At 52.3% G+C, this 25,466-nt stretch carries 19 protein-coding genes; 12 read left to right on the top strand and 7 right to left on the bottom strand.

What is annotated here, in order from left to right; translation table 11 throughout:
• Positions 1-69 precede the first annotated feature (69 nt).
• Positions 70-2,958: a hypothetical protein gene (locus ACO064_RS29820; RefSeq protein WP_421830818.1), complete on the top strand. Its 2,889-nt coding sequence runs from the start codon at positions 70-72 to the stop codon at positions 2,956-2,958.
• 91 nt (positions 2,959-3,049) lie between these two features.
• On the opposite strand, the gene ACO064_RS29825 is transcribed toward ACO064_RS29820, so the two are convergent.
• Positions 3,050-3,931 carry a bifunctional 5,10-methylenetetrahydrofolate dehydrogenase/5,10-methenyltetrahydrofolate cyclohydrolase gene (locus ACO064_RS29825; protein ID WP_421830819.1) on the bottom strand — a complete coding sequence of 294 codons (882 nt, stop codon included), beginning with the start codon at positions 3,929-3,931 and terminating at the stop codon, positions 3,050-3,052.
• 190 nt (positions 3,932-4,121) lie between these two features.
• On the opposite strand from ACO064_RS29825, the gene ACO064_RS29830 reads away from it, so the two are divergent.
• Together ACO064_RS29830 and ACO064_RS29835 are read left to right on the top strand one after the other, a co-directional pair.
• Positions 4,122-4,463, top strand: a complete 342-nt coding sequence (locus ACO064_RS29830) for a hypothetical protein (protein ID WP_421830820.1) — start codon at positions 4,122-4,124, stop codon at positions 4,461-4,463.
• A 163-nt stretch (positions 4,464-4,626) separates the two neighbouring features.
• Positions 4,627-5,517, top strand: a complete 891-nt coding sequence (locus ACO064_RS29835) for a YitT family protein (RefSeq protein ID WP_421830821.1) — start codon at positions 4,627-4,629, stop codon at positions 5,515-5,517.
• On the opposite strand, the gene ACO064_RS29840 is transcribed toward ACO064_RS29835, so the two are convergent.
• Positions 5,495-6,205 carry an SIR2 family NAD-dependent protein deacylase gene (locus ACO064_RS29840; RefSeq protein WP_421830822.1) on the bottom strand — a complete coding sequence of 237 codons (711 nt, stop codon included), beginning with the start codon at positions 6,203-6,205 and terminating at the stop codon, positions 5,495-5,497. The two genes, ACO064_RS29835 and ACO064_RS29840, sit on opposite strands and share 23 nt — an antisense overlap.
• A 167-nt stretch (positions 6,206-6,372) precedes the next feature.
• The gene (gene topA, locus ACO064_RS29845; RefSeq protein WP_421830823.1) at positions 6,373-8,925 is read right to left on the bottom strand and encodes a type I DNA topoisomerase; all 2,553 of its coding nucleotides are present in this window, start codon (positions 8,923-8,925) and stop codon (positions 6,373-6,375) included.
• Between the two features lie 424 nt (positions 8,926-9,349).
• On the opposite strand from topA, the gene ACO064_RS29850 reads away from it, so the two are divergent.
• The 8 genes from ACO064_RS29850 (at position 9,350) to ACO064_RS29885 (ending at position 18,987) form a co-directional block, all read left to right on the top strand.
• The gene (locus tag ACO064_RS29850) at positions 9,350-11,068 is read left to right on the top strand and encodes an LIC_10190 family membrane protein (protein ID WP_421830824.1); all 1,719 of its coding nucleotides are present in this window, start codon (positions 9,350-9,352) and stop codon (positions 11,066-11,068) included.
• 60 nt (positions 11,069-11,128) lie between these two features.
• Entirely contained in the window at positions 11,129-11,902 is a 774-nt protein-coding gene (locus ACO064_RS29855; protein ID WP_421830825.1) for a glycosyltransferase family 2 protein, read from the top strand.
• Positions 11,903-12,108: 206 nt separating this feature from the next.
• On the top strand, positions 12,109-14,376 hold the full coding sequence (locus ACO064_RS29860) for an aconitate hydratase (protein WP_421830826.1): 2,268 nt from the start codon (positions 12,109-12,111) through the stop codon (positions 14,374-14,376).
• 253 nt (positions 14,377-14,629) lie between these two features.
• Positions 14,630-15,967: a sensor histidine kinase gene (locus tag ACO064_RS29865; RefSeq protein WP_421830827.1), complete on the top strand. Its 1,338-nt coding sequence runs from the start codon at positions 14,630-14,632 to the stop codon at positions 15,965-15,967.
• A gap of 286 nt (positions 15,968-16,253) precedes the next feature.
• Complete coding sequence (locus ACO064_RS29870) at positions 16,254-17,402, top strand: FAD-dependent monooxygenase (RefSeq protein ID WP_421830828.1); 1,149 nt, start codon at positions 16,254-16,256, stop codon at positions 17,400-17,402.
• Between the two features lie 27 nt (positions 17,403-17,429).
• Positions 17,430-17,999, top strand: a complete 570-nt coding sequence (locus ACO064_RS29875) for a Crp/Fnr family transcriptional regulator (protein WP_421830829.1) — start codon at positions 17,430-17,432, stop codon at positions 17,997-17,999.
• A gap of 72 nt (positions 18,000-18,071) precedes the next feature.
• Positions 18,072-18,506 (top strand): hypothetical protein, encoded by a 435-nt coding sequence (locus ACO064_RS29880; protein ID WP_421830830.1) that lies wholly within the window; start codon positions 18,072-18,074, stop codon positions 18,504-18,506.
• 10 nt (positions 18,507-18,516) lie between these two features.
• Positions 18,517-18,987 (top strand): hypothetical protein, encoded by a 471-nt coding sequence (locus ACO064_RS29885; RefSeq protein ID WP_114409288.1) that lies wholly within the window; start codon positions 18,517-18,519, stop codon positions 18,985-18,987.
• Positions 18,988-18,996: 9 nt separating this feature from the next.
• Here ACO064_RS29885 and ACO064_RS29890 read toward each other — a convergent pair whose 3' ends face one another.
• From ACO064_RS29890 to ACO064_RS29905, 4 genes are all read right to left on the bottom strand, one after another.
• Positions 18,997-19,773, bottom strand: a complete 777-nt coding sequence (locus ACO064_RS29890; RefSeq protein ID WP_421830831.1) for a LytR/AlgR family response regulator transcription factor — start codon at positions 19,771-19,773, stop codon at positions 18,997-18,999.
• Positions 19,774-19,936: 163 nt separating this feature from the next.
• Positions 19,937-20,995, bottom strand: a complete 1,059-nt coding sequence (locus ACO064_RS29895) for a sensor histidine kinase (protein WP_421830832.1) — start codon at positions 20,993-20,995, stop codon at positions 19,937-19,939.
• 30 nt (positions 20,996-21,025) lie between these two features.
• The gene (locus ACO064_RS29900) at positions 21,026-22,075 is read right to left on the bottom strand and encodes a sensor histidine kinase (protein WP_421830833.1); all 1,050 of its coding nucleotides are present in this window, start codon (positions 22,073-22,075) and stop codon (positions 21,026-21,028) included.
• A 15-nt stretch (positions 22,076-22,090) separates the two neighbouring features.
• Positions 22,091-23,161, bottom strand: a complete 1,071-nt coding sequence (locus tag ACO064_RS29905; RefSeq protein ID WP_421830834.1) for a sensor histidine kinase — start codon at positions 23,159-23,161, stop codon at positions 22,091-22,093.
• A 187-nt stretch (positions 23,162-23,348) separates the two neighbouring features.
• On the opposite strand from ACO064_RS29905, the gene ACO064_RS29910 reads away from it, so the two are divergent.
• The gene (locus ACO064_RS29910) at positions 23,349-25,427 is read left to right on the top strand and encodes a TonB-dependent receptor (protein WP_421830835.1); all 2,079 of its coding nucleotides are present in this window, start codon (positions 23,349-23,351) and stop codon (positions 25,425-25,427) included.
• Positions 25,428-25,466 lie beyond the last annotated feature (39 nt).

Consider the following 25,466-nt stretch of genomic DNA (forward strand, 5'->3'; position numbering starts at 1 on the left):
CGGTTCGATTCTTTAGCGGTTTTGTGTACCTTACCGGTCCAACTTTTTTTGATGGACCCATTCAAAATTATGCGCTATTGGTTGCCGGTTTTTCTGCTTACAACCCTGTCGGCTGCGGCTCAGACCCTGCCCGTTCTGGATCAAAATCCCCCCCGCCTGCCCTGGTATCAACTGCAAACACCCCACTTTCGGGTTCTGTACCCCAGCGGTTTCGACCAAACCGCCCAGCAAACCGCCCGGCGTCTGGAACAGGTGTATGAACCCGTCAGTGCAACGCTGCAAAAAAAGCCCCGCAGGTTGTCGGTGGTGCTCCAAAACCAGACCATGATCAGCAACGGTTTTGTAACCATGATGCCCCGGCGATCGGAGTTTTTTGCCATACCGGCGCAGGATCCTTTTCTGGCCGGAAATCTCGAATGGCTCGATCTGCTGGCCGTTCACGAGTTCCGGCACGTGGTTCAATACGATAAAGCCTTGCAGGGGCTGACGCGGCTGGCGTATACGGTTTTTGGTAATTCGGCCTTTTCGGCCCTGACGCTGGGCGTGCCGGACTGGTTTTGGGAAGGCGACGCCGTGGGTACGGAAACCGCGCTGACGCTGGGCGGTCGCGGGCGAATTCCGAACTTCGATCTGGGCATGCGGGCCAATCTGCTGGCCGGAAAACGGTTTAGCTATCCCAAAGCCGTCGGCGGATCGTACCGCGACAATGTGCCTAATCATTACGTTCTGGGATACTTTATGTCTACCTATTTAAAACGGACTTACGGTGCGGATGCCTGGAGCAAGGCCCTGAATCGGTATTACCGGTTTCCGTTGTACCCATTTTCTTTTTCCAACAGCGTTAAAAAAACGACGAACTACCGGATTGAAGAACTCTACCGAAGGTCGATGGATGATATTGAGGAAAGCTGGCGGAAACAACAGAAAGGTCTCCGTTTAACCGATGCGGTTACATTTCCGGTAACTGCATCGGGAAAGGTATTTACCAATTACCAATATCCGCAGTATGTATCAGGCCAGGAGGTGATCGCCTTGAAGTCCGGGTTGGGGGATATTGCGCAGTTCGTGCGGCTGGACCGGAATGGCGTCGAATCCAAAATCATGGTACCCGGTTTATACAACAATCCCGAAATGCTGTCGGTAGCGGCTGGAAAAATCTGCTGGACCGAATTCCGGTATGATGTCCGATTCGGACAACGGATTCAGTCCGAGGTCAAGCTTTTCGATTTGAAATCCCGCCAACTCAAACGATTGTCGAGCCATAGCCGCTATTCAGTGGCGTCCCTGTCGCCCGACGGAACCCGGGTGGTGGCCGTCCGCAACGACGAATCGTACCAAATCCGGCTGGTTATTCTCGACGCCCAAACCGGTCAGGAACTGCGGGTTCTGGATAATCCACAGAATGACTTTTATGGTCAGCCCCGCTGGCAGGACGACAACCGGACGCTCGTGGTGGTGACCCGCACCAAAGCCGGAAAAATAATTCAATCCATTGACTCCGAGACGAATATCCGGCGGGATTTGTTGCCGGTTTCCGGTCTGAACATCAGCCATCCCCAGCCCTGGAAACAGTATGTTTTCTACAATTCGCCCCAGTCCGGCATCGACAACATCTATGCGCTCGATACCCAGACCGGGCAGTCGTACCAGGTAACTTCCCGGCCACTCGGGGCCTATCACCCGGCGATCTCCGCCGATGGGCGGAAACTGAGCTTCCATGATTTTCACGCTGAAGGCTACCGCATCGCCGAAATGCCGCTCGATCCGTCCCAATGGATTCCCGTCAGTCAGGTTCGCGATGGTTCTGTCCGGTATTTCGGTCCACTGATCAGCCAGGAAACGGGTGGTGCACAGGTGCGGGCGGCCCTGGCCGATTCGCTGTCCCCAGCGACCGACTTCCCCAAAAAGCGGTTTAACCGGTTGCTGAACGCCGTCAATGTGTATAGCTGGGGGCCGGTGGTGAGTTCCGACGGCCAGAGCGGAACGGTCGGTTTGCGGTCGCAGGATCTGCTAAGCACCACCCAAATCGACCTGGGCGTGGGCTATGACCAGTCGGAGCGAACGGTGAATTACTACGGAAATCTCAGTTATCAGGGCCTTTTCCCGATCATCGATCTCGGTTTTCAGCGGGGGCGCCGGTCCACGTCCGTCTACATCGACCGCCGGGCTCCGCTCGATTCGTTGCGGAGCGACGCCTGGAATTACAACCAGTTGAATGCCGGCATCCGGATTCCGCTGCAGCTCACGACCTCAAAATATTTTCAAAGCGCGTCTTTGTCCGCGTATTACAATCTACAGCAAGTGAGCGGGTATGACCTGCCGGTGCGTCCCCTCACGGAAGTCGGTTTTGACCGCGTGTTGCACGGCATGTCCTACGCGGGATCCTATTCACGCACCCTGAAACAGAGCAAACGCGATGTCGGCCCCCGCTGGGGACAGGCGGTTTCGGCCGTCTGGCGAAACACGCCGTTTGGCGGGAAACTGACCGGCGAGGTGTGGGCGGTGCAGGGAAGTCTGTATTTTCCGGGGGTAGGAAAACACCATTCGTTGCGGTTGCGGGCGGGCTATCAGCAGCAAATGCAGGGAACATACCGGTTTGCACCGGCGGTTTTCTTTCCGCGTGGTCAGTCTTATGTGAGCTATGATCAGTTGATGACAGGCAGTGTGGAATACCGCCTGCCGCTGCTCAATCCCCACTGGTCAATCGGGCGGTGGCTCTACATCCAACGGGTCAAAGCCACCGGTTTTTACGATGCCGCGCAGGGGGAGAGTCAGGTGCGCGTGCAGGGGCAAAACCGGGTCGTCACCGATCAGTATTATACAGCGGGACTGGATCTCTCGTTTGTCTTCAACGTCATGCGGTTACGCACGCCGTTTGAAGCGGGGATGCGGACCCTCTACAACCTCAAAACCGGCGAGCTGCTGGTGCAACCGCTGGTGATCGGGCTGGGCTTTTAGCATTGAGCGATTTGTGATTGAGCGATTGAGTGACAATACATCCTTCTCATCGATCAATCACAAATCGCTCAACCACTCAATGAAATACCACTCAATGATAAACTTCCTTGCGGGCCGATTTCAGCGTATTTTGCATCAGGGAGCAGATCGTCATCAGGCCGACGCCACCGGGAACCGGGGTGATGAAGCTCGTTTTGGGGGCCACTTCGTCAAATTTTACATCGCCTTTCAGCGCAAAACCGCTTTTTTTGGAGGCATCCGGAACGCGTTCCAGCCCCACGTCGATCACCACGGCCCCTTCTTTCACCATGTCGGCGGTGATAAATTCCGGTCGGCCCAGGGCCGCTATCAAAATATCGGCTGAACGACAGATTTCGGGCAGATTCTGTGTCCGGCTGTGGGTCATGGTCACGGTGCAGTTGCCGGGGTAGGTGTTGCGCTGCATCAAAATGCTCATCGGCAATCCCACAATCTGGCTGCGACCCACCACCACGCAGTGTTTGCCGGCGGTTTCGATCTGATACCGTTGCAGCATTTCCAGAATGCCCTGCGGAGTGGCCGAAATATAAGCCGGTAATCCCTTGGCCATGCGGCCAATGTTGATCGGGTGAAAACCGTCTACGTCTTTGGCCGGATCGATGGTTTCCATGACTTTGTCGGCCGAAATGTGGGCGGGCAGGGGCAACTGCACAATCAGACCGTCCATGTCCGGATTGGCGTTTACGGCCTGAACGGCGTCGATCAGCTCCGCTTCCGAAACCGCATCATCGAACCGGATGAGCGTCGAGGCCATGCCGATTTCTTCGCAGCTTTTCATTTTGCTGGCAACGTAGGTTTCGCTACGCCCCGCCGTGCCGACCAGAATGGCGACCAAGTGCGGAGTTTTGCCGCCCTGGGATTTGATTTCGGCGACTTCTGCCGCGAGTTCCTGTTTGATTTGTTGGGAGAGAACTTTTCCGTCGAGGAGTTGCATGCGCTAATTCGATAAAACGCAAAGGTAGCGGTTTTACACAGACGATGAACCGGTTTTCTTCCGCATTCTTTGAAAGCAGGCTGGCTTTTTAGCGAAAAATTTAGTATACTTGTAAAAACCGCACTGTGGGTTTTACCATCGTTAGACCAAAAATGATTCTTTGATGCCTTTGTATCGCCCCCTTTTTCATGTGATTTCTTTCCTCCTGATCGGGTGGACACTGGCTTTGTGGGCCAGGGTGTCCGACGGGCGGTTGAAGGAGTCGTTTGTGAAAGTGGCGACGATCGATGTCCCATCCGGTTATGAACTGACCGACAATCTGACCGATGGGTTTGCACACTTGTTTGTTCACGAAGCCCTGGTGACCCCTCCGGTTTCGCACCAGATTCCGCTGCCCTTTTTTGCGATAATTGCTGCGATTTGGGTGTTGATCAAGCCTGTAGCCCTTTTCCTCCGGCGCGACGTTTTCTATTATTTTTTCTCCTGGTTTCGGCGGCTCTTTGGACACCAGATCGCCATCAATGCCCCCTGACGTTCCTGAGATTGCTGTATTCACTCCTGAAATCCTTGCGACCTTTCGTAAGGGTTCTGTCGTTCATGAGCCGACACAATCGGTGATGTCAACGGATCAGGAAAGACTGTAAATATACACGGTTTTGATAATCAATTAATTATCCACCATCAACTCAGGAATTATGGTAAAGAAACGCATACAACGGGCTCGCAATTCGGCCGTTTTTCGGGAAATAAAAGAGGTTATATTGATTGTTCTGGGTGTACTCAGCGCCGGAATGGGACTGAAAGGGTTTTTGTTGCCCAATGATTTTCTGGACGGGGGCGTAATCGGTATTTCGCTGCTGCTTCAAATCAAAACCGGCGTCGACCTGGCCATTCTGGTCGTGGTGGTCAACATCCCGTTTATCTGGATGGGATTCCGTCAGGTATCCTGGACCTTTGCCCTCAAAACCGCCGTCGCCATTGGATTGCTGGCTCTGTGTCTGGCTTTTATCCCTTATCCCGTTGTGACAACGGATAAACTGCTGATTGCTGTCTTTGGCGGTTTTTTCCTCGGTGCCGGCATTGGACTGGCCATTCGGGGGGGCGGAGTGCTGGACGGGACGGAGGTGCTGGCGATTTACGTGAGCCGCCGTTCGCCCTTGTCGGTAGGAGATGTCATTATGATCATCAACGTTCTGATTTTTGGGTCAGCCGCCGTGTTCATCAACGTCGAGACCGCCCTATACGCCATGTTGACGTATCTCTCGGCCTCCAAAACCGTCGATTTTATCATCCACGGCATTGAAGAATACATTGCCGTGATGATCGTGTCGGATCGGCACGAAGAAGTGCGCCAACTGATCACGGAAGAACTCGAACGCGGGGTTACCGTTTTGAAAGGTGAAAAAGGATTTGGCAAACGCGGGATGCGGGAAAACGACATCAATATTCTGTATGCCGTGGTTACCCGGCTGGAAATCACCCGCTTGAAAGATAAAATCAGCGAAGTCGATGAAAAGGCATTTCTGATTGAACACAGCATTGCCGACGTCAAAGGCGGGATGATCAAGCCCCGCCCGTTGCATTGACGATCAACTGCTCGGCCAGCCGCGACAAACCCGTCGTGGCTGGTTCGGGAATAAACGTCAGGTTTTTGCGGGGGCGTATATCCGGCACGTTCGGATCGACCACGTAAATCGGAACGCCCGGTCGAACGTAGTCGATCAAACCGGCGGCCGGATAAACCACCATCGAAGTGCCGACGATGATCAGGATGTCGGCGGCATGGGTCAGTTCAACGGCGGTTTCCATCAGCGGCACGGCTTCGCCAAACCAGACAATGTGGGGGCGCAAGGGCGCCCCTTTTTCGCAGCGATCAGTCCGTTTCAATTCCCAGCCATTGATGTCATACACCAGGTTTTCATCCCGCGTACTGCGCGACTTGAACAGTTCGCCGTGCAGGTGAATGACGTTCGATGAACCGGCTTTTTCGTGCAGATTATCGACGTTTTGGGTGATGATGGTCACCGCATAGAACTTCTCCAGGGATTTTAACGCCAGATGCCCGGCATTGGGTTTCGCGTCAAGGGCCTGTTTCCGGCGCTGGTTATAAAATTCGAGCACCAGATCCGGATCTTTCGCCCAACCTTCGGGCGTGGCAACATCCTCGATGCGGTGGTTTTCCCACAGCCCGTTGGCGTCGCGGAAGGTTTTCAAACCGCTCTCGGCACTGATCCCGGCACCGGAAAGCACAACCAGGTTAAGACGTTTAGGCATGATAAGAACAAGGAAATGGACGTTCAAAATAGTGCATCTTTCGAAAACTAAAAAGCGGTTATTTCTGAGACTGACCGATCGGGTTCAAAATCGCCCGGAATGGAATGGGTGAAAAAAAGCCCCTCAGTGTTAATTGAGGGGCTTCGTATCTAAACAATTGGCTCTATTTACTTCTTTTTCACAGCGGTTTTCTTGGCCGCAGCAGGACGTGTTGCCGGTGCTTTCGTAACCTTCTTCGCTTTGGGTTTTTCCTCGCTACCCGTGTCGCCCGCCAGTTTCAGGCAGTCTTCCAGCGTCAGGGTGGCCGGTTCTACATCCTTCGGAATTTTGACATTTCGTTTTCCGATGGAAATGTAGGGGCCATACATGCCGTTGACGACTTTCACCGCCGGATTTTCCGGAAACTCCTTGATGTATTTATTGCTCTCCGTCAAGCGTTTGGCCTGAATCAGTTCGATGGCGCGTTCCAGCGTCAAACCGGCAGGTGATTCACCTTTCGGGAGCGAGATGTATTTGTCATCGTGTTTGACATACGGGCCAAAACGGCCTTTTCCGGTGGAAATGAGCTTGCCTTCAAACTCGCCTATGGATTCGCTGATGTTTTCCAACCGCTTTTGCTGAATCAGTTCGACGGTGCGTTCGGCCGTAATCGTGTAAGGATCATCTTCTTTCGAAAGCGAGACATATTTATCGTCGTGTTTGACATACGGGCCAAATTTGCCAATGCCGATCACCATCGGTTTGTCTTCAAAAAAGCCGACTTCGCGGGGCAGCGAGAACAGATCGAGGGCATCTTCGAGCGAGATGGTTTCGATCAACTGGTCTTTTTTGAGGTTGGCAAACTGCGGTTTGTCCTCGTCGGTGGCTTCGCCAATCTGGACGTAAGCACCGTATTTGCCGAGTCTGGCCGACACTTTTTTACCCGATTCCGGGTGAATTCCCAAGTCACGGCTACCCGGTTTCGAGCCCGTCAGGGCGGCACCCTGCACGGTTTCAACGTTCCGGTGGAAGTCGCCGTAGAAATTCTGGATCATGTCCTGCCAACCCATTTTGCCGTTGGCGATCTCATCAAATTCCTTCTCGACGTTGGCCGTAAACTTATAATCGACAATGCCTTCAAAATATTCGACCAGAAAATCGTTCACCACCAGACCCATGTTGGTCGGGAAGAGCTTGGCTTTTTCGGAACCGTAATTTTCTTTGCCGGTTTTTTCCTCGATTTCGCCTTTTTTCAAAATCAGTTCCTTGAAATCGCGCTCTTTGCCGGGCCGGTCTTCCTTGATAACGTACTGCCGTTTGACAATGGTCGAAATCGTCGGCGCGTAGGTCGACGGCCGGCCGATGCCCATTTCTTCCAGTTTTTTCACTAGACTGGCCTCCGTATACCGGGGTGCGGGCCGACTGAATCGCTGGGTGGCTTTCATCTGATCCAGATTCAACACCTGGCCAATGGAGAGCGGAGGCAACATGCCTTTGCTTTCTTCGTCTTCGTCGTCGGTCGATTCCAGGTAGACCTTCAGAAAACCGTCGAACTTGATCACTTCACCTTGTGCAATCAATTCTTCCGGGGTGGTCGAAATACCGATGGTCGCTGTCGTCCGTTCGAGTTGGGCATCCGCCATCTGGGAGGCAATGGAGCGTTTCCAGATCAGGTCATACAAGCGTTGTTCGTTGCGGTCACCGCCAGCGGTTTTGACCGAAAAATCGGTCGGTCGGATGGCTTCGTGGGCTTCCTGCGCCGATTCGGATTTGGTTTTGTATTGGCGGGTATGAACATATTTCTCGCCAAAATCGGTCGTAATTGCCTGTTTCGCCTTGTCGATGGCTTCCTGCGACAGACTGATCGAGTCCGTCCGCATATACGAAATCTTCCCGCTTTCATACAGTTTCTGCGCCAGCGTCATGGTTTGCAACACCGAAAACGACAGTTTGCGGGAAGCTTCCTGTTGCAACGTCGAGGTGGTAAAGGGCGGTGCGGGCGATTTCTTGGCGGGTTTGGTTTCCAGATTTTTGATCGTGAAAATGGCTTCCCGGCATTTGTCCAGAAAAGCACGCGCTTCGTCGAGCGTGGCAAAGTTTTTGGGCAACTCGGCATTCAGAATCTTGCCGTTGTCGACCATAAACTGGGCTGTAACCTTGTAGCTGGATTTGGTGCTGTGACCGTCGATTTCGCGTTCGCGCTCCACAATGAGCCGAACCGCGACCGATTGCACCCGACCCGCCGACAAGGCCATTGAACTGCCCGATTTGATTTTTTTCCACAAAACCGGTGACAATTCAAACCCCACCAGCCGGTCGAGAACGCGCCGGGCCTGCTGGGCATTGACCAAATCAATATCAATCAGACGGGGTGAATCGATGGCATTCTGAATGGCTTTTTTGGTAATCTCGTGAAAAACAATCCGTTTGGTATCGTCTTTCAGACCCAATGCCTCTTTCAAATGCCAGGAGATGGCTTCCCCTTCGCGGTCGTCGTCCGTGGCGAGCCAGATTACTTCAGATTCCTTTACCAGTTTTTTCAATTCACTGATAACCTGACGTTTATCAGGGGAGACTTCATAGATCGGACGAAAGCCATTCTGGATGTCAATCGCCATATCATCTTTAGGTAAATCCCGAACGTGACCATAGCTCGATTTCACCACGAAATCTTTACCCAGATACCCTTCAATGGTCCTCGCCTTCGCGGGTGATTCCACGATAACCAGGTTTTTTGACATATAAATTCAGGTTGAATGTTAAAACTGCACCGACAATCGGTCCCCACGTCTCGTGCCAAATATAGAAGCAAAAGCCGTAATACTCACAAATCTTAGGCCGGGAAAGGTGGCCGGGCGGGTGATAGTTGCGGTTTGATAACGATTTCAGGGGGTTATTCGTTCAGGAAAATTAGGTAAAAATGATCCTGTTTAACCGCCCGAATGAGGCAAAAAAGCCTTTTTAGGGTATCGATTTGCCATTTTAACCCGCTATTTTTTATAATGTTGAAACGTTTTGTTCCTTCTGCCATATACCCGGATTTAAAAAGAAATAAATTTATTTGTAAAAGGAACCCTTAAAATGCCTAATGTTGAAAGATGAAACGATCCGCCATGGCCACTTCGGCGGACGATCTGACGGTTTTAATCGCTTCAATTTCTTACAATGATACTTCTGGTTTTGTGGGCGGTTCTGGCGTCCGGTTGTTTTGCATATGGTTTATTCTTCTATAAAGTGTTGATTCGATGGCGGTTAATCGATGGTTTGGAACCGGTCAAAGGAAGTGATCTGATTTTAGTCGGTTTGTGTCTGCTGGTTATGTTCGTGCAATTAGCCTCCATTTTCTTACCAGCCAACCACTACCTGGCGCTGGGCTGGCTGGCCGGGGCGGTTTTGATGGCCGCCGGATCTCCGGCATCGGTTTCGGCTTATTTCCGTCGATTTACCCGGCAGCAGAAACAGATTCCGCTTTTCTGGCTGTTTGTGGTGGTTGTGTTGCTCTATTCCATGCTCGAACCCGGTAACATCGACAGTGGCATGTATCATTTGCCTTCCATGCGCTGGTACGAACGGTTTCGGGTCATTCCCGGCCTGGGCAATCTACACGGACGGCTGGCTTTTAACTCCAGTTTTCTGGTTACGTCTGCGGCTTTTGGCTTTACGGACTGGGCGGGTCAGACGCTGTTTCCGCTCAACGGGTTTCTGTATCTCGTCGTCTGCTGGCGGCTCTTGAGTCAGATTCGCTCGGCCACACCCGTCCGGTTTCTGGCCGTCGTCATTCTGAGCCTGCTGCTTTTTTACCAGATCCGGCAGGTTTTTTCGCCGACGCCGGATGTCTGGGGTACGCTGCTCCCCATCACCATTTTCATGATCTGGCTGGAACTTCGTCCGGTTTTTTCCATTCGGCACGTCCTGCTCTTCATGCTGGTTTGTGTTTGCATCACCGTCAAATTAGCAACGATTCCCATTGCGTTGGGTCTGGTGCCGCTTGCCTGGGCGGTCAGAAAGCAGCTTGCCGTGCGCCATTTCATGTGGCTGGGCGGATTGGGCCTGTTGACGGTTTTGCCCTGGATGGTTCGCACGACGATCCTGTCGGGGTATCTGCTGTATCCTTTTCCGGCGCTGGACCTGTTTTCGTTCGACTGGGAAATTCCGGTTGAACGGGTGCGTTTTGAAAAGGATTTTGTCGAGTTCTGGGCCAAATTCCGGATCATAGAACCGTATTATGATGCTTCAAAGCTGAGAACCCCGGCGACAGAGTGGATTCCGGCCTGGTGGCAATACAAAGATTATTATTTCCTGAACAAACCAATCTGGCTGCTGGCCGTCTTGTCACCTTTTCTGGCCCTGAGCCATTTTTTCAATCCGGTGCGTAAAACCCGGTTTCAACCGCTGGTGGTTCCGTATGGCGCTGCCCTGGCCGGTTTTCTGTTCTGGTTTCTGTCGGCCCCGGAATTCCGGTTTGGGTATGCCTTCGTCTGGATGACTGCTTTTTTACCCCTTTTACCCTTTTTCCCGGCCAAAACCAATTACTGGAACATCATGCCCTGGACCAGTGCTCTGGTGGTGGGGCTGATCGGCATTTTGCTTGGCTACTACGGTTATATCGTGCTCTGGAAAGAACGGTTTCCGCTGCAAACCTACGCCTTGTTGCCCAAACCGCTGACGTATCAAACCCGGGGCACACAGGCCGAATTGTTCACCCGCAAACACACCCAGAGCGGTTTGGTGGTGCTGATTCCGATCAACACGCCCACCGTCCAGAGTTGTTACGACCTGGAAGAACCCTGCTCACCGTATTTTTATCCGGATCTGGAATTGCGGGGCCAAACCGTCGCGGATGGTTTTCGGAGTACGCTCATGAGTCGAAATAAAAATTTGTAACCGTTTTGTTAATAAAGTAAATAAAAGCTGTTAAAATAGGGGATAAACTCATTTTTCTCTATGCTTTTATCGATTATCATTCCCGCTTACAACGAAGAAAAAACCATCGGTTTCGTTTTGAAACGAGTGGCCGAAGTGGGTCTTCCGGGTCAGTTGAATCGGGAAATTATCGTTGTAGACGACGGTTCTTCGGATCAAACGGAAACGATTGTCCGGCGGTTTAACGAAGATCATCCCGATACGACCGTACGCTACATCAAACAGGCTGTCAATCAGGGAAAAGGAGAGGCTCTGCGGGTAGGAATTCAATGCGCACACGGGAATTTTATCATCATTCAGGACGCTGATCTGGAATATGATCCCGAAGAGTATACCCATTTGCTGCAGCCGTTGCTGGCGGGTCGGGCGGATGTGGTGTACGGGTCGCGTTTCATGGGCGGGCGGCCCCACCGGGTGTTGTATTTCTGGCATACCGTCGGCAACCGGTTTTTGACGTTGCTCTCGAACATGCTCACCGATTTGAACCTGACCGACATGGAAACCTGTTTCAAAGTGTTTCGCAGCGAAATCATCAAATCGATCGACCTGAACGAAAAGCGGTTTGGCTTCGAACCGGAAGTGACCGCTAAGATTGCCCGCATTCCGGGCATCCGGATCTACGAGGTTGGCATCTCCTACTATGGCCGGACGTATCAGGAAGGCAAAAAAATCGGCTGGCGCGACGGATTTCGGGCCATTTTCTGCATCCTGAAATACAATTTGCTGGACTGGAAACCCCGCCCGCAAACCGACCTCACGATGGACACCCCGAATGCCATGTCGAGTAGTAATTGACTCCTCCGGCCTTGCTTCTACAAATAGGCTCGCAAAAGGGAACACAATAGCGATAACGTTTACAAATTATCGGGAAAATTCCATCCTGTTTTATTTTAGAATGAAAATCACCTAATTTTGACACGCTCATCGGGAAACTCATTTTCCGGTAGCCGGTGTTGTTTATTCAGATACATTTTACTATTCACTGCTAATTCCTCCTGTCTATGGCTTTTGATTTTGACATGATTCAGCGCGTATACGACGGTTTCGGCGAACGTGTCGAAGCAGCCCGGCAAGTGGTGGGCCATCCGCTCACGCTGTCGGAAAAAATATTGTACGCCCACCTTAGCAACGGAATCGCCCAAAAGGCGTTCAATCGGGGCAAAGATTACGTTGATTTTGCCCCTGATCGCGTGGCAATGCAGGACGCAACGGCCCAGATGGCGTTGTTGCAGTTTATGCAGGCCGGCCGTTCCAAAGTGGCTGTACCGTCGACCGTTCACTGCGATCACCTGATCCAGGCTGAAGTGGGTGCTGTGCAGGATCTGGAAAATGCCAACAATAAAAACCGGGAGGTATACGCCTTCCTGGCGTCGGTGTCCGACAAATACGGAATCGGTTTCTGGAAACCGGGTGCCGGAATTATTCACCAGGTGGTGATCGAAAACTACGCATTTCCGGGCGGTTTGATGATCGGTACGGACTCACACACGCCGAACGCCGGTGGGTTGGGCATGATCGCCATTGGGGTCGGTGGTGCCGATGCCTGTGACGTGATGGCCGGTTTGCCCTGGGAGCTGAAAATGCCAAAACTGATTGGTATCAAACTGGTCGGAAAACTGTCGGGCTGGGCTTCGGCGAAAGATATCATCCTCCGCGTTGCCGGTATTCTGACCGTAAAAGGCGGAACAGGCTGCATCGTGGAATATTTTGGAGACGGCGCGGATAGCTTGTCGGCCACCGGAAAAGGCACCATTTGTAACATGGGCGCCGAAATCGGAGCAACGACATCGATCTTTGCCTACGACGAAAAAATGGGCGATTACCTCCGGGCTACCGACCGCGCCGATGTGGCCGATGCGGCCCATGCCGTTCGTCAGCACCTGCGTTCGGACGACGAAGTATACGCCGATCCGGCTTCTTACTACGATCAGGTCATTGAAATCAACCTGTCGGAACTAGAACCCCACGTCAACGGTCCCTACACGCCGGATTTGGCCTGGCCGCTGTCCAAATTTGCGCAGGCCGTGAAAGAAAATGGCTGGCCCGAAAAACTGGATGTCGGTCTGATCGGTTCATGTACCAACTCCTCGTATGAAGATTTGACCCGCGCGGCTTCGATTGCCCGTCAGGCCATTTCCAAAAATCTGAAAACCCATTCTGAATATACCGTTACACCGGGTTCGGAACTGGTGCGGTTTACGACCCAGCGCGACGGTTTACTGACGACGTTCGAGCAAATCGGCGGTGTCGTTCTGGCCAATGCCTGCGGACCCTGTATCGGTCAGTGGGCGCGTCACATCGACGATCCGAAACGTCAAAACTCCATCATTACGTCTTTTAACCGGAATTTCGCCAAGCGGAACGACGGTCTGGCCACCACCCACGCCTTTGTGGCTTCGCCCGAACTGGTGACGGCGATGGCGATTGCCGGTAGCCTGACGTTCAACCCAATGACCGACAGCCTGGTTAGCGAAACCGGTGAATCGGTGATGCTGGACGAACCGGAAGGAATCGAATTGCCCGTCAACGGTTTTGCCGTGGATGACGCGGGTTATCAGGCTCCGGCCGAAGATGGCAGCGGCATTCAGATTGCCGTCAGTCCGACCTCGGATCGTCTGCAACTGCTCGAATCGTTCAAAGCCTGGGAAGGAACCGACCTGACGGGCCTGAAATTGTTGATCAAGGCGAAAGGCAAGTGTACGACCGACCACATTTCAATGGCAGGTCCGTGGTTGAAATACCGGGGTCACCTCGACAACATTTCAAACAACATGCTGATCGGAGCGGTCAATTTCTACAACGAAAAGACCAATACCGTCAAAAATCAGTTGTCGGGCGAATATGGCGAAGTGCCAGCCGTGCAGCGGGCTTACAAAGCCGCCGGTATTGGTTCGATTGTGGTTGGTGACGAAAACTACGGTGAAGGTTCCTCGCGGGAACACGCGGCCATGGAACCCCGGTTTTTGGGTGTTCGGGCCATTCTGGTGAAGTCATTCGCCCGGATTCACGAAACGAACCTGAAAAAACAGGGCATGTTAGCCCTGACGTTTGCCAATCCGGACGACTACGAAGACATCCGCGAAGACGACACGATCGACATTCTGGGTCTGACGGAGTTCAGCCCGAACGGTCAGTTGACGATTCGGTTGAACCACAGCGACGGAACGAGCGAAGAATTTCAGGTCAATCATACCTACAACGAAACGCAGATCGAGTGGTTCAAAGCCGGTTCGGCTCTTAATCTGATCAAGCAGAAGCAAAACGCGTAGGTTGTTGCGATAAGTGTTTGAAAGCCCTCAAAATGAGGGCTTTCTGCGTTTAAAAGGTTATTACACAGAGTTTATCAGAGAACATCAGAGTTAAACAGAGAAAAAAAATAACTCTGATGTTCTCTGATAAACTCTGTGTAATAACTTGATACTCCAGACACACTTCACCCACCATTTATACCGTTTCATCGAAAAAAGAGTTGATTCGTTGGTAAGTTTGCCGGTACCTTAACGCACAAGCCCAGCGTACCCTATGACCTATGAATTCTGGCAACCCATGTTTGTCGGCATGGTGATTTCGATCCTGCTGATCAACGTTGTTCAGTGGGTTACCTACCGGGAGCGGATTTACGGGTTATACACGCTTTACATGCTGGCCTGGCTGATGTATTTCGCCATCCGGTTCGATGGTTTCCAGGAAGCGGTTTCACTTTCCAACAACGATTGGTATTTTATCCGGGGCTGCGCGCCCATGATCGCGTATTTCATTTATTTTGGCTTCACCGACGCGTTTATCGGACTGCGGAAACGCCTGCCGGATTTGTTCCGGATCTTCCAGTATACCCAGCTTTGTATTGCCCTTTACGTGATTCTCCAGTTTACCGTCTGCTACTTGCGGGAAGACTGGTACCCGATGGTGTATGACACGGCTCACACGGCCATTCGCCTGGGAATGATCGGATTGGCCGTCTACGGGATCTACAGGATTTTGCAGTTGAAGGATACCGTCGCCCGGTATTTCATCATCGGCTCGGCCTGTTTGATGGTGGGAGCAGTAACATCCATGATTTTAACCTATCTAGACACTTATGCCGGACCCAATTCGCCATTCTGGACGGCTCCACTGACCGCCATCCAGATTGGCATCATCCTCGAACTGGTTTTTTTTTCGTTGGGACTGGGCTACCGCCAGCGAAAGGCCGCCATCCGAACAGCGGTTCTGGAACAGAAAATAGAACGGCAGCAGGAAAAACACGAGCGGAAACAACTCGAAACCGAACTGTCGGTTCAGCAACTGCGGCAGGAAATGTCCGAAGTCCAGATGCGGGCGTTGCAGTCGCAACTGAATCCGCATTTTCTGTTCAATTCCCTCAATTCCCTCTCGTCGCTGATTGCCGACGAACCCGTGAAAGCCGAGCAGTTTGTGGATGAAATGGCGAGTGTATACCGCTACATTCTGCAAACCAACGACGTTGAATTGACGACGCTGAAACGCGAATTGCAATTTATTTATTCGTATTTTCATCTGTTGCAAACCCGGTATGCCCGGGGCATATCTCTCCAAATTGAGGTAGACGACGACTTTCTGACATGCCGGCTTCCCCCGCTGACGTTGCAATTGCTGGTGGAAAACGCCGTCAAACACAACATCGTGTCCAGCGAGCTTCCATTGAAAATTCATATTTTTACGACTGACTCCGCCTGGTTGACGGTTCGGAATAATCTGCAAAAAAAATCAGTCGATCGGGTCAAATCGACCCAGAAGGGTTTGCTTAACATCCTGACCAAATACAAAATGCTGGGCCAGCCAACGCCCACCGTTGAAGAAACCGATCGCGAATTTGTGGTCACCCTGCCTTTAATCCCCTAGCAGCGTCGGTTGAGTGGGGGCTTTTTCCGTTTCAGTGAAGCTGGAATGGGTTTAATGGGGCAAATTTGCGAAATATGCCCCATTCCCCTAAAGGGCAGGGTTGTTAAGTTCTTCCGCTTTTCGCCCCCAACCCCCTAAAGGCCGGGCGGCCGGTGCCGGCCTTTAGGGGGTTGGGGGCGAAAAGCGGATCGATATTTCTAACTTTAACGATCGTAATTTCCAGAACTTAACAGCCCGGCCTTTAGGGGAACGGGGCAAAAGCGAAAGTCTTATAAAGAACCACATCATGAAAATTATGAATCGGTTTACCATCATCGGTGGTGGGATTGCGGGTCTGACCACCGCCATTGCCTTGCGAAAAATCGGGATTCGGGCGACGCTGTTCGAAGCCGCCCCGGCCATTAAACCGCTGGGGGCGGGGCTCGTACTGGCCGCCAACGCCATCAAGGCATACCAAAAACTAAGCATTGCGGAAGCCATTCTGCCCGCTGGTCGGGTCATCGACACGTTTGTCATTCGGGACGAACAAGGCCGGGCGATTACCCGCACCGACAGCCGCGCCGTCAGCCAACGATACGGAACCGATAATTTTACCATTCACCGGTCCACGTTGCATCGGGTTTTGCTGGATCAACTGATCGGTAATCCAATCGTTCTGGGTAAACGGGCCATTTCCATCGATCAAAGCAGCGACGGGGTCATCATGCGGTTTGACGACGGAACCGTACACCAGACCGATTACCTGCTGGTGGCCGATGGCATCCACTCGGCGATTCGCCAGCAGTTGCTTCCCGATTCCAAACCACGCTACGCGGGCTATACGTGCTGGCGGGCGGTGGTGAACGCCACCGGCCTGGATTTGACTGAAGCTACCGAAACCTGGGGTTCCCAGGGTCGGGTGGGCATTGTGCCGCTCGCCAACAACCAGATTTACTGGTTTGCCACGGCCAACGCCCCGGCGAACGATGGACTGATGCGGACCTTTCGGGTCAATGACCTGATGACCCGGTTTGCGGGCTACCACGCGCCCATTCCGGACGTTATTTCCCGAACCCCAGATGGCGGCTTACTCTGGAATGACATCATTGACCTGAAACCCCTGCCCCGGTTTGCCTTCGGCAATGTGTTGTTGCTGGGCGATGCCGCACACGCTACGACGCCCAACATGGGACAGGGCGCTTGCCAGGCCATTGAGGACGGGGTGGTTCTGGCCGATGAACTGGAACGGAGCGGTACGGTTTCCGACGCTTTCAAGCGGTTTGAGCAACGACGGCTGAAGCGAACGCATTCGATTGTGGAGAAATCCCGGCGCATTGGCCAGGTGGCCCAGGTGCAGCATCCCTGGCTGGCGGCCGTGCGCAACGGTTTGTTTCGAATGTTACCGGATTCCATGAACGAACGACAGTTGGAATCCTTGTATAAAGTGGATTTTTAAGTATATTTCTGCCCCAACTCATTCTCTATGCATCGGGTTCTGTTCAATATTGAACGCATCGTTCGGCCATCCAGCGAAGAAAAAAACGCTTTTGAGCAAATCATTCAGCACCGCGTGCTGGCGAAAGATGAGCTGTATGTGCGGGAGGGAGACGTTTGCAACACCATCGGTTTTATCGAAAAAGGGTGTGGGCGTTTGTTTTACGAAATCGACGGCTGGGAAGTGTCGAAAGAGTTTTTGTTTGAGAATTCGCTTCTGGGGTCGTTCGTCGGATTTTTTACCCAAAAACCGTCCAACGTCAATGTCGCAACGGTGGAAGAAACGCACCTGCTCGAAATGCAATACGACGACGTCATGGCGCTTTGCCGAACCTATCCGACCTGGCAACGCTTTGCTACCCTGCTGCTGCAGGACCAGTTGCTGCGGGTCGAAAAGCGGGAGGCTTCTCTACTGAAAGAAGCCCCGGAAGACCGGTATCGCCGGTTGCTGGAAGAACACCCGAAAGTATTGAATCGCATTCCGTCAGAATTTGTCGCCAGTTATCTGGGAATTACCCCCGAAACGCTGGGCCGCTACCGGTCGGGTATCGGGGTTTGAAGTATATTTGTGGTTGATTGTGGTGACATCAAATCGTACGGATGAGTTCCGACACCTAAGGTACACGATGCCGTGAATGAAATAAGCAGAATAAAAAACGAAGAAGGGGATGTTTACGCCATTTTACGGTATGAACCCACGAAGAATTACCTTCTGATGAAGTGGATCGGCTTTTGCACCGACGACGAACTGATGCAGGCGACGCTGAAAATGCTGGAATGGCAGCAGGCCGAAGGGCAGCAGCGGGCTTGCCGGTTTCACGTTCACGACACGAAGGAGTTCGACGTGGCCTGGGCCGGAACCGTCGACTGGATTGTGAATGACTATTTTCCGAAGATTCATGCGGCCGGGGTGCGTTACAACATCAGCATCGTGTCGCCGGATTTGTTTTCGAAACTGTCGTCGGAAGCCCTGTTTGAAAAAAGCAACCCGGTGCTGCCCACCAAGTTGTGCGAAACGCTTTCGGAAGCCGAACGTTTCATGGCCGGGCAAACCCCCAACTCCTAAACCGCCTTTCATGATTACCGTTCGTCATTCCGAATTGATTCGATTGCCGTTAACGGAGGTATACGGGTTGCTGGGTTGCTATGAATACGATCTGCTCTGGCGCAGTAATTTGTTCGCCATGCAGCAGGATGCGCCCGGTTTGGCCCGCTCGGGCATGAAACTCCGGCAGGAAGTACGGCTTTTTGATCAGGAAATGACCATTCTGGCTGAGGTGACGGCAGCCGCACCAAACCGGCGGACGGCCCACGAGAGCGTCGATAGCCCGGTTGAACTCTGGGAACAGCGGCTGTTTGAGCGGGTGGACAAGGAAACCCGGGTGACTTACGAGTTGAGCCTGGAACTTAGAGGCTGGCAGCGGTTGATGGCCCCTTTGTTGATTCACCAGTTGCAGAGGCAGTTTCGGAATGACCTGATCCGGGCCAAACAATTGCTCGAAGACACCCCTAATCCGCTGATTGAGCTGCCGAAACGGCTTTTGTAGCAACGGTTTTTACTTCCCCATCCACTTCTTAAACTCCGTGGCACGCTCGCGGCTCACCAGCACTTCCTCTTCGGGAGCCGGTTTTAAGGTTAGTTTCAGTTTGTTGTTAAAGTACGGATGGATCTGCTGCACGCAGTTGATGTCGACGATAAATTGCCGGTTGGCCCGAAAAAACTGCAAAGGATCGAGCATGGCTTCGAGTTCATCGAGTGTGTAGTCTACCGAAAATTTCTGATTCGTTCGGGTCCGGAACAGGCTGACGCCTTCTTCTGAATAGAAATAAGCGATGTCGGACACCTCAACGGGCATCCACTGCGAGAGGTGTTTGACCAGAAACCGTTTGCGGTATTCGGCGGGTTGAATCTGCTGGCGGAGTTGCTGTACGAGTGCGTCGATGGCCATGCGGCCGCCGGTTTCGGGTTCGGCGGGGTTGCGCAGTTTGCGGTGTTTTTCCAGACTCGCTTCCAGTTCGTGCCGTTTGATGGGTTTCAGCAAATAATCAATGCTGTTGACCTTGAAAGCCCGCAGGGCATATTCGTCGTAGGAAGTCGTAAAAATAACCGGCGATTCGACCGGAGTCTGCTCAAAGATTTCAAAGCTCTGTCCGTCAGCCAGTTCGATGTCCATCAAAATCAGGTCCGGCGTCGCATTGTTTTGCAGCCACTGGACAGATGCGCGCACGCTGGCGGCCGTTCCAACAATCCGGATGGAATGATCGACGTCCTGCAGCAGTTTGGTCAACTTACGGACAGCCAGTTCTTCGTCTTCAATTACCAGTACATCCATACGAATCGGTCGTTATGTTTTTCGGGGAGGAGGGTTAAGGCGTTACGGTTCAAATCGTGCCTACAAATAGCAGATTCAGCTCGTTTTTTCCAAATCACCTTTCGTTGAAACCGCAAATTGGTGGGTCAAACCGGTATTGTCCGGTCATGAAACGCACCCTTCCTCAGTTGATGCCAATCCGTTCCTGTAGCAGGGGAAGGGTCACAATAAACTGCCCGTCTTTTTCTTCAATAATCGGGCTCGGTTGTTTCAGCAGCTTGTATTTGGACGCAATGTTCGACAAACCGACGTGGTTCGATTCCACCCGAACGTTTTTGCGTTGCAGGGTATTTTTGATTTGTAAAAAACCGTCCGTCGTCTCAATTCTAATTTTCAGGGGTTGTTCCGGCAACATCGTGTTGTGCTTGACGGCATTTTCGACCAGCATTTGCAGCGTCAACGGAGGCAGCAAAGCGTCTTTTTCCTCCTCCCGGACCGCTACTTGTAGAGCTATGCCCGAACCGTAGCGGGTCTTGAGCAAATAGTAGTAGGAGTCGATAAAATCCAGTTCTTTCCGAAGGGGTGTCAGTTCGCGCTCGTTGGTCTGTAAGAGGTAGCGGTAGACACTGGCCATGTCGTCGACAAAGGCTTCGGCCAGATTCGGATTTTCGGAGATGAGCGACGAAAGCGTATTAAGCGAGTTGAACAGAAAATGTGGATTCACCTGGTTTTTCAGTACTTCAAAGCGGCCCTGCCACTGCATACGGAGCAACGCTTCTTTTTCAAGATTGGTCTTCCGCCACTGAATAAACAGGTAGGAACCTTCGTAAATGCCGATGTATATAAAGTGGTAAAAAATCTGAATACCGATGGTTTCGAGGTAGCTGATGAAGAAATTAACATCCCAATCGAAGGCCGATTCGCCGTCGTGCGGATAGATCAATCGGTGACCAAAAAACCGTAGGAAATACCCGATGTTGACCAGAATGGGAAACGCCAGCAGCAATACATACAATCGATACCGGGTGTTGGCCAGACCCGGATGCCGCTGCTGAATTCGCCGGACGAGCCAGCGGGTTACGTTCCAGCAAATATAACCGGCGGTAATTCCCACAATCAAATACCGGATCAACTCGATGCTGGTGTAACTGAGCAGTAGTTTAACCCGAAAAAATAACGCCCCAAAAAAGAACAATACCAGTGGCCCCGTCAACCGAAGGCGGGTATCGTTAAAAGTCATCATAGCATCGGATTAAAAGCCAGGCATTCGGATTTATTTTAGTTCGTTCATCATCAGGGGCAGGGTGACACAAAAACTGGTTTCCGTGTTCAGGATTTCCAGATTTCCCTGTCCGAGCAATTGGTATTTTGTGGCAATGTTGGCCAAACCAACACCATTGGAAGCCACGCGCAGGTTTTTTAACTGCACATTATTCGAAACGATAAGTCGACCGCTATGGGTGGTTTCAATGCGTATTTGAAGCGGTTGATCGGAAAGAATGATGTTGTGTTTCACCGCGTTTTCGACCAGCATCTGGAGCGTCAGGGGTGGTAATTGCGCTTCCTTAAAACCATCGGCTATGTTCACTTCCAGATCGATGCCATTTCCGTACCGGGTTTTCAGGAGATGGAAATACGATTCGATAAACGTCAATTCATCGCGAAGGCTGGTCAGGGCGTTTTCGTTGGTCTGCAATAAATACCGGTACACACTTGATAATTCCTCGATAAACAGTTCCGCTTTATCGGTGTCTTCGTCAATCAGGGACGACAGGGTATTGAGCGAATTGAATAGAAAATGGGGATTGACCTGCTGTTTTAAACTGTCAAGCTGACTTTGTAAATTCGCTTTTTTAAGTTTTTCCGTTTCGCTGATGGTTTGCGACCATTTCTCAAAAGTATAGACACTTTCGTGAACAATGTTGGCGACAACATTGCCAATAATTCCCAGGGTAATTGCCCAAAAAAGCCGGTTGTTGTCGAAGGTGTAGCCAGGGAAATTGATCCACTTATAAACGTAAAATAGAAAAGTTATGGCCGCTGAAGACATCAGAATATGGATCGACAGGGCAAGACACATGCGCATCCAGGTTTGGCGAATGTGCGGAAATCGTTTGCGGAGATAAACCGCCGGCACGGCATGAAGAAAAAAAGCCGGTGTCCAGATCAGCGTCGTGAGCAGCGAAGCACTCAGAAAAATATCCAGCCGTTGAAAATAAGACTTCCCGAGCATCATATAGTTCAGGAAAAGGTAATAACCCGGCAAAAGGCCGAGTGCGATCCAGGTGTCACGGTTGGTATAACGGATAGATTTCAGGCCCACATCGGTAGGGAAAAGTCAGGGTAAATTTACCAAAAAATCGGCACCTTTCACGATTAGCGGCACCCGAACACTAAACTGTCGGCCATCGTCGGTGATCACCGGGCGTGGCAACTGCAGGAGTGTAAACCGCTCGGTGAGTTGCCGCAATCCGCCGGGCTGCTTGTTGACCTGTACATTTTTTCGCTGAATGTTATTGGTCACCCGCAGGGCAACCACTCCGTCGTTGATTTGTGCTTCGGCCTGGAGCGAGATCAGGAGCGGTCGGTCGGCCAGAATGATGTTGTGACGGATGGCATTTTCGATCAGCGTTTGAAGGCTAAAAGGCGGCAGATAACACTCCATCAGGCAAGGTTCGATGCCGATCTGCAATTCGATGGCCGGGCCATAGCGGGCTTTTAACAGGTAAAAGAACGAATGGATGAAGTTCAGTTCCGTTTGGAGTGATACGAGTTTGCGCTCATTCGATTGCAGCAGATACCGGTATACGCTCGATAACTCTTCCAGAAATTTGTTGGCCTGCTGCTTGTCTTCGGAAATCAGAGCCGACAGCGAATTGAGGCTGTTGAACAGAAAATGCGGATTGACCTGACTCTTCAGGCTGTCGAACTGCCCCTGAATCCGGGATTTCTGAATCGCTTCGGCTTCGGCAATTGCTTTGCGGTATTGTTGCAGGTAATATATGATTTCGTAGGTCGTACCCAGAATCAGGGAACAAAAGATACCGATTCCGATGTAAGCCTGATAGACGCGGGCCGTGATGGGAATAATGGCCAGCCCGGTCAGATCGGTCAGAAAGATGAACAGCGACTGGCACAAAACCGCCAGCAGTCCGTAGCCGGTAAAGGTGATGACTATCCGCCGGAAGGCGTGCCGGGCGTCGGGGAATTTTTTGCGGACATAATGCACCCAACTCACGGAGCCTTCCCAGGCCAGGGTCATGTAGGCCATGCCAATAAAGACCCAGCCTGAATACAGAACCGGGTTATGCTGGTGATCTTTCAGGTAGAGTATGTTGCCCAACAGCACCATCAGCGGAATTCCTATCCAGCGGAGCCATCGGTCGTTCGGTCTTTCCAGCGTCGTCACGTACTTTGCAATGATTTATTATTTTTTGTAAAATAAATGGTAGTTAACCGTTTGCTCAATACAGATTGGATTGAAACGCCGACTTTTGGGGTTGAATTGAGGTTAGTTGACCCTAAAGAGTATAAAATCATTTTGAGCGATTAGTTTTACAGACGAATCCCAGAAATCACCCGAATCCGGCAAAAACATGCTTAAATACAGTTTACTTTTTCTATTCCTGCCCATTTCGCTTTTCGCCCAGCAAACGCCGTCCAATCGTTCCGTTACTGATTCCATTCAACTGGCGGAAGTAACCGTCCGGGGCTACGAGACGAACCGCCCGTTGCTCGAAACGGCGGCATCGGTCAACGTGCTTTCCGGCAAAGAACTGAACCAGCGGTTTGGCACCCCGGCCCTCGTTCCGGCTTTTAACACCCTGCCGGGCGTCCGGATGGACGAACGATCGCCGGGCAGCTACCGGCTTTCCATTCGGGGGAGCCTGATCCGGTCGCCGTTTGGCGTTCGGAATGTCAAAGTATACTGGAACGAACTGCCGATGACCGATGCGGGGGGCGGCACTTACCTGAACGCGCTGGACGTTCGTTCCATTGGTCGGGTGGAAGTCATCAAAGGCCCGTCGGGCAGTTTATACGGGGCCGGAACGGGTGGTACGGTTTTGCTCAGTGGCCAGAGCAGCCCATCGGGCGACCAGGCCAACCGGGCCGAAGTGAGTGCGCTGGCGGGTTCTTACGGATTATCAGGTCAAAACTATACGATTCAAACCGGTCAGAACAATTCGGTCATTTCACTGAATTACGGGCATTTGCAGTCGGACGGCTACCGGGCCAATAGCCGGATGTACCGTGACAATTTGTCGTTGAACGCCACCTTTGCCGTCAACCCAAAGCAAACAGTTTCGGTCATGGGTTTGTATACGGATTTGATGTACCAGACGCCGGGCGGGCTGACCCAGGCGCAGTTTCTGGCCGATCCGCGCCAGGCCCGGCCGTCGACACGGGTTTCGCCCGGCAGCGCCGACCAGCGGGCGGCCATTTACCAGAAAACCGGGTACCTGGGCTTCTCGCACCAGTACCGCTGGAACGACCGTATTCAGAACACGACGGTTTTGTTCGGTTCTTTGACCGACTTTGCCAATCCGTTCATTACCAACTACGAAAAACGCGCCGATCAGGGGATTGGCGGACGAACGGTGACGCGCTGGCAGATGATTGAAGGGAGCGTTCCTACCCAACTGGTTTTTGGGGGCGAGTGGCAGAACAATTTCACCATCACCCGCAATTATGGCAACCGCCGGGGCCAGCCCGACACCCTGCAGTCGGACGACGAATTCCGGGCGTCGCAGTCGGTTTTGTTTGCCCAGTTGGAAGCCAGTCTGCCGTTCGGCATCATTGCCACGGCGGGGTTGAGTCGCAACGAAGTATCGTACGGGTTTACCCGGTTTTCGGATCAACCCATTGTTTCGCAACCGCGTGGCTTTCAGCCGGTCTGGTTGCCGAGGTTGGCGTTGTTGAAGAAAATTGGTGATCATGTGTCGGTTTTTGCCAGCGTTAGCACTGGCTATTCCGCTCCCACGATCCAGGAAGTCCGGCCGTCAGCCGGAACCTTCAACCCGACGCTGGAGCCGGAACAGGGCACCAACCTGGAAGCTGCGGTTCGGGGGCAATTGAACCGGTTTCAGTTCGACGTGGCCGTGTATCAGTTCCGCTTGCGGCAAACGATTGTCCGGCGGTCGGTGGAAAGCGGAGCCGAATACTTCATCAATGCCGGGGCTACGAACCAAAAAGGGCTGGAAGCGCAACTGTCGTATAATCTGGTGGTTCCGAAACCGGCCGGCTTCTGGCAAACCGTTCGGGTCTGGAACAGCACCACGGTGACCAATTACCGGTTTAAGAATTACCAGCAGGGCACCGCCGATGTGTCGGGCAACCGTGTTACGGGCGTGCCACCGCTGGTGGTCGTCACCGGTTTTGATGCTGAAACCCGGTTGGGATTATACGCGCACCTGACGCACCAGTTCATCGACAAATTCCCGCTCGATGACGCCAACGCGTTTAAGTCTGACGTTGCCCGGATGCTGAACGCGACGCTGGGGTTTCGGAAAACGCTGGCCAAACGCTGGACGCTCGATGCGTATCTGAGTGGGGATAACCTGCTCGATCAAACCTACAGCCTGGGCTATGACCTCAACGCTTTTGGCGGCCGGTTTTACAATGCCGCCCCGCGCCGGAATTTTACGGGTGGTGTACGGCTGGCGGTTCGGTGGTAAATGAATGGGTTTATTTAGGATTCTGCGTTACTTTTTGAT

The sequence above is a fragment of the Larkinella sp. genome (assembly GCF_965227735.1).
Classification (GTDB): domain Bacteria; phylum Bacteroidota; class Bacteroidia; order Cytophagales; family Spirosomataceae; genus Larkinella.

What these genes read in the sequence shown, in the direction of transcription:
- ACO064_RS29820 (WP_421830818.1), top strand. Translation starts at nt 70, where the DNA reads ATGCGCTATTGGTTGCCGGTTTTTCTGCTTACAACCCTGTCGGCTGCG.
- ACO064_RS29825 (WP_421830819.1), bottom strand. Translation starts at nt 3,931, where the DNA reads ATGCAACTCCTCGACGGAAAAGTTCTCTCCCAACAAATCAAACAGGAA.
- ACO064_RS29835 (WP_421830821.1), top strand. Translation starts at nt 4,627, where the DNA reads ATGGTAAAGAAACGCATACAACGGGCTCGCAATTCGGCCGTTTTTCGG.
- ACO064_RS29840 (WP_421830822.1), bottom strand. Translation starts at nt 6,205, where the DNA reads ATGCCTAAACGTCTTAACCTGGTTGTGCTTTCCGGTGCCGGGATCAGT.
- topA (WP_421830823.1), bottom strand. Translation starts at nt 8,925, where the DNA reads ATGTCAAAAAACCTGGTTATCGTGGAATCACCCGCGAAGGCGAGGACC.
- ACO064_RS29850 (WP_421830824.1), top strand. Translation starts at nt 9,350, where the DNA reads ATGATACTTCTGGTTTTGTGGGCGGTTCTGGCGTCCGGTTGTTTTGCA.
- ACO064_RS29855 (WP_421830825.1), top strand. Translation starts at nt 11,129, where the DNA reads ATGCTTTTATCGATTATCATTCCCGCTTACAACGAAGAAAAAACCATC.
- ACO064_RS29860 (WP_421830826.1), top strand. Translation starts at nt 12,109, where the DNA reads ATGGCTTTTGATTTTGACATGATTCAGCGCGTATACGACGGTTTCGGC.
- ACO064_RS29865 (WP_421830827.1), top strand. Translation starts at nt 14,630, where the DNA reads ATGACCTATGAATTCTGGCAACCCATGTTTGTCGGCATGGTGATTTCG.
- ACO064_RS29870 (WP_421830828.1), top strand. Translation starts at nt 16,254, where the DNA reads ATGAAAATTATGAATCGGTTTACCATCATCGGTGGTGGGATTGCGGGT.
- ACO064_RS29875 (WP_421830829.1), top strand. Translation starts at nt 17,430, where the DNA reads ATGCATCGGGTTCTGTTCAATATTGAACGCATCGTTCGGCCATCCAGC.
- ACO064_RS29885 (WP_114409288.1), top strand. Translation starts at nt 18,517, where the DNA reads ATGATTACCGTTCGTCATTCCGAATTGATTCGATTGCCGTTAACGGAG.
- ACO064_RS29890 (WP_421830831.1), bottom strand. Translation starts at nt 19,773, where the DNA reads ATGGATGTACTGGTAATTGAAGACGAAGAACTGGCTGTCCGTAAGTTG.
- ACO064_RS29895 (WP_421830832.1), bottom strand. Translation starts at nt 20,995, where the DNA reads ATGATGACTTTTAACGATACCCGCCTTCGGTTGACGGGGCCACTGGTA.
- ACO064_RS29910 (WP_421830835.1), top strand. Translation starts at nt 23,349, where the DNA reads ATGCTTAAATACAGTTTACTTTTTCTATTCCTGCCCATTTCGCTTTTC.